Annotated in this window: 5 protein-coding genes; all 5 read right to left on the bottom strand. The window is 37.6% G+C overall.

What is annotated here, in order from left to right; all coding sequences use genetic code 11:
- Positions 1–34 precede the first annotated feature (34 nt).
- Complete coding sequence (locus HT699_RS12220; protein ID WP_000712965.1) at positions 35–313, bottom strand: hypothetical protein; 279 nt, start codon at positions 311–313, stop codon at positions 35–37.
- A gap of 140 nt (positions 314–453) precedes the next feature.
- Positions 454–1,086, bottom strand: a complete 633-nt coding sequence (locus HT699_RS10690) for an ABC transporter ATP-binding protein (protein WP_138702204.1) — start codon at positions 1,084–1,086, stop codon at positions 454–456.
- Position 1,087: 1 nt separating this feature from the next.
- A complete protein-coding gene (locus HT699_RS10685; RefSeq protein WP_000732380.1) occupies positions 1,088–3,103 on the bottom strand; it encodes a DUF1430 domain-containing protein in 2,016 nt (671 codons plus the stop codon).
- Between the two features lie 102 nt (positions 3,104–3,205).
- Positions 3,206–3,502: a lactococcin 972 family bacteriocin gene (locus HT699_RS10680; protein ID WP_000911559.1), complete on the bottom strand. Its 297-nt coding sequence runs from the start codon at positions 3,500–3,502 to the stop codon at positions 3,206–3,208.
- 314 nt (positions 3,503–3,816) lie between these two features.
- On the bottom strand, positions 3,817–3,987 hold the full coding sequence (locus HT699_RS12075; RefSeq protein WP_001227862.1) for a PhrA family quorum-sensing system peptide: 171 nt from the start codon (positions 3,985–3,987) through the stop codon (positions 3,817–3,819).
- Positions 3,988–4,033 lie beyond the last annotated feature (46 nt).

Raw genomic sequence — 4,033 nt, 5'->3', positions numbered from 1 at the left:
TTTACCATAGATTTTGAGCCTTCAACACAGATTACTAAGCCAAAAATGCTCTAAATTTTTGAAATTCTAACAAATGCCACTCAACTTCATCATCATCTTTGACTTTCACAATATCTTCCTCAAAATAACATGGAATAAAGATAGTTTTCTTTTGAAACGGTTGTAGGAGGAAAATCTCTCCTACACTATTTTTGATTCTGAGAGAAAATTGCAAAATATCATCTACCAAACTTTCAATTATTAAGATTTTTTGCAGTTTATCTGAATTAGAATCGCAAGGCTTCTCAATAATATAATTGTCGAATTTTTTCATTCTAACTTTCTCTCCACTATTTCTTCCTTTATCAAGAAAAAGTTACCTCAATATTCATAAAGTACAATTCTAAATTAACTCCAATTATTGATTCATGATAATATTTCGATAACTCATCGTGCAATTAAAAACAAGGATTTTTATTTCAGACGATCCATCGTGAACACTTCATCAGCCATCTCCCAAATTGCCGGATTATGTGTTGCGATAATGATTAGCCTATTATCATCTCGAAGAGATAGCAAAATCTCCATAATCAACTGAGAGGTTGCTGGGTCTATTGAAGCTGTTGGCTCATCTGCCAGAATAAAGGGTGGATTCTTTAAGATAATTTTTGCCAAGGCAACCCGTTGCGATTCTCCGCCCGATAACTCAAAGATGCGCTTATCTAGGTCAAGATAAGCCAGGCCGACCTGTTCTAAAGCCTGCTTCTGCCTCAACCGCTGTTCCGACCGACTCAACTTTTGACCAATGAGACCTAGCTTAAGGTTTTCTTCAATACTTTGGTTTTCAATTAAGCCAAAGTTCTGGAAGAGGTAGCCCAATTCGTGACGGAAAAAATCACTCGATTTATAATTGGCCAAGTCTTTACCTCGGTAAAAAATCGTCCCATCATAAGGTTCTAATTTCCCAATCATGTTCATCAAGGTTGTTTTTCCGCTACCACTTGAACCAATTAAGGCATAGACTTTTCCAGCCTCAAATGTCATTGAAAGATTCGAAAATAACTCTCGTTCTCCAAAAGATTTACTCACCTGTTTAAGTTCAATCATATTAACCTCCCTTCAAAACAAGAATGGACATCTTGTTTTCTTTCTGCATTTGGACATGTAACTGTAAAAGAGATAGACCAGTAAAGAGTAACAAGACTAAGAAAGCAACTCCTATCTCTACCTGAAGAAATACACTCGCAACAAATCCCAGTAAAAACACACCCAGTTGAGCAAAGAGATAAGTGCGATGGATTTCTAAGAACCTGAGACCTGCAATGCGTTTGATAAAAATGGCACGTCTAAATTCTTCAAAGTAGAGCCTATTCATAGTGTTAAACAACAAGATTGAAGTTGCAATCCCAAGCACAGCTCCTGCTAGCATTACCCAACGTTCCCTCTGGATATTATCCAATAATGTGATGTAGTTGTGGTAACCTGTTTGCATTTCTGAGACCCAATTTTCAATGCCTTGTCTCTGGATAAGCTCCTGGGCATCAGACAATTGATTAAAGAGAACGTAGTTCTGTACTGCGTCTATCCAAAACAAAATGGACTGTGGACCAGTTGATTGGGGTGTTATAACAATGATGATCGGATCTTTCAAAAACTGCTGGTAAGAAATAGGGGTCGTATTATACACAAAACGATCCTGACCTGATTCTAAATAACCTACCGTAGCAGTCATTTGCTGTCGTTCATCTTGACTAGACATGCGACTGGTTAAGTCGTCTTCAAAAACAGATTTATAATGTTCTTCCTCTGAACGGAGGTGTTCAGGCAGCAATAAGACAAACTCCCCTACATTAAGGTGATTCATCTTTTGCTTAATAGTTGTATCTACAGGAATGTTTTGACGCTCCAAGTAATGCGGTGTGACGATAAGGACATTGCCATTCGGGCTGTAATCGTGCCATTCTGTAGAGGTTGTCAAGTTTTTGGAGGAAGCCATGCCATTTTGCAAAGTACGGTCAATTAACTGGTGTCTAGATAAGAAAGCCTTTTGTTCTGAAACAGCCAGATCCATCAATTGATACCAAGTTCTGAGTTTCCTTTGAGCTTGTTCATCAAAACCAGGACTCGTTCCTTCACGGCTGATTGATAGGGTAATCAGTTGTCTTTCCTGACTCCAAACCTCTTGTCCAATCCGATGCTGTTGCCAGGCTTGGGAATACTTTAAGCTACTCCCTATTCCCAGCGTTACAATAATAATCGCTAACAGTTGACCGATTAAAATCAAACTAATGATTCCTCTGACAGGCACTTGCCCTTTTATAATCTGCATCAGGTGTATCTTTTTTATCCCAACTGCGAAGAGTTGAGCGAAAAACAGGGAGATCGACAACAAGATGAGATTATAACTGAGCAAGCCTGCTCCTATGGTCATTAGGGATTGCGTTGGAAGCGACAGAATTTTTTGCATAAGAATGGCGAGCACGCCAGCTAAACTGAAACCAACAGCTATCCCTTTCAAATCCTCACCAACTGGTCTAAGGAAAATGGACCACCGTTTCTCTCCTGAAATGAGGCGAATGCCCGATGACCGTAATTGGCTAATTTGACTAATTAAAGTCAGTGCTACAAAGGTTAAGATGAAAATCAATAGACTGATTAACTGAAATCCGTTACTAAAGATAGCCATTAACGTAGATAGTTTAGATGGAATTGTCAGGTGCATGTTAGTCAAGCCAAGTTGACTTAGCTCTTCCCTTAGCAAGTGAATATCTAGGTGTCCATCGAATACAAAATAGTTTGTTTCAACACTACTACTTTGAGCATCTTCTAGATTTTTTTCCTGAAGCCCATCAGGCAACTTTCCGTCCCCAAAGGTCGTATAAGAAAAAACTGTAGTACCTTCTGAGTTAGGATCTTGGTGTTGAATCGCAATAAAGCTATCTGTTTCTTCTGCTAGTTTTTCCAAGCGTGTAGCAACATGCTGAAAAGTTGTTTCAGGGGAAGAATCACGTACAACAACGTTGGGGTAATAATGGGAGACATATGTATCAGTCCAAATGGTAAATACCCAAACAAAGAACAAACTAGCAAGCAGGTTGGATATGAGTATAAATAATTTTTTCATAGTGCATTCCTTATTCTAAAACAGAGGGCAGAAATACTCCTGCCCTCTATAAACTAACAAGCTTACTGAACTATTGATAAAAGAATCTTCTTCAATTATTCTTTACCATCCCGCATCAAATGTAACTTGCTCCCCAAAATTTGTATTAACAAACGCATAGGCCGCACTACGTGCTCCTGCATAAACTGTTTTTTGATTGTTACGTCCATTACTTCCAACATAGGCCCAGTGATACTGTGAACCATGATAATAATTCGAAAATGCTCCCCAATTATTTGGATCATGATGGCCTCCATAGGTCCACTCGCCACCACGGTGAGAAACTGCCAAAACAGGAAGAGCCAAACTAAATGCCAAAACGGCAAGGGATGATGCAACTACTTTTCTAAATTTTAACATATTATTACTCCTCTGAATGAAATATTATGAAAATGAGCGAAATGCAACTATATATTTTAATTAGAAATCTCAGTCTGAATTATAGTATCCTATTTTTTCCTCCTTTCTAACTGCACGTTCCTTTCTACAGGCAGAGACCTAATTTTATAAACCAATCTTAAATACTTTAGATTTTGTAACTCATAATTTTCAACAGTTGGTTAGCTATGAAAGCATTTTATCAAACATCTCCATTCTTATATCTATCTGGTATTGTTACAAGCTCTCATCAGAATACCTTTCTCTAAATAGTTGAATTTTAAAGTAATATAAAATCAATCCGCCTTCCCAACATCAAGACCATTGGACTTCTTTTGCGATTGCACTCGAATCTCCAATTGTTTATTCTTCTGAATAAACTGTTGGTAAGGAATTGTATTACTAAACATAAAAACACCTAGCAATGCAAATGTAACTAATTTTTTAATTCCACGTTTTTTTCTCATGCAATGAAACCCCTTTCTTTTTCCTTGTTTTTATTCTAACAGATAT

The organism is Streptococcus sp. 1055 (assembly GCF_013276815.1).
In the GTDB taxonomy this organism is placed as follows: Bacteria; Bacillota; Bacilli; order Lactobacillales; family Streptococcaceae; genus Streptococcus; species Streptococcus pseudopneumoniae.
This window is presented reverse-complemented; position numbering and strand designations above follow the sequence as displayed.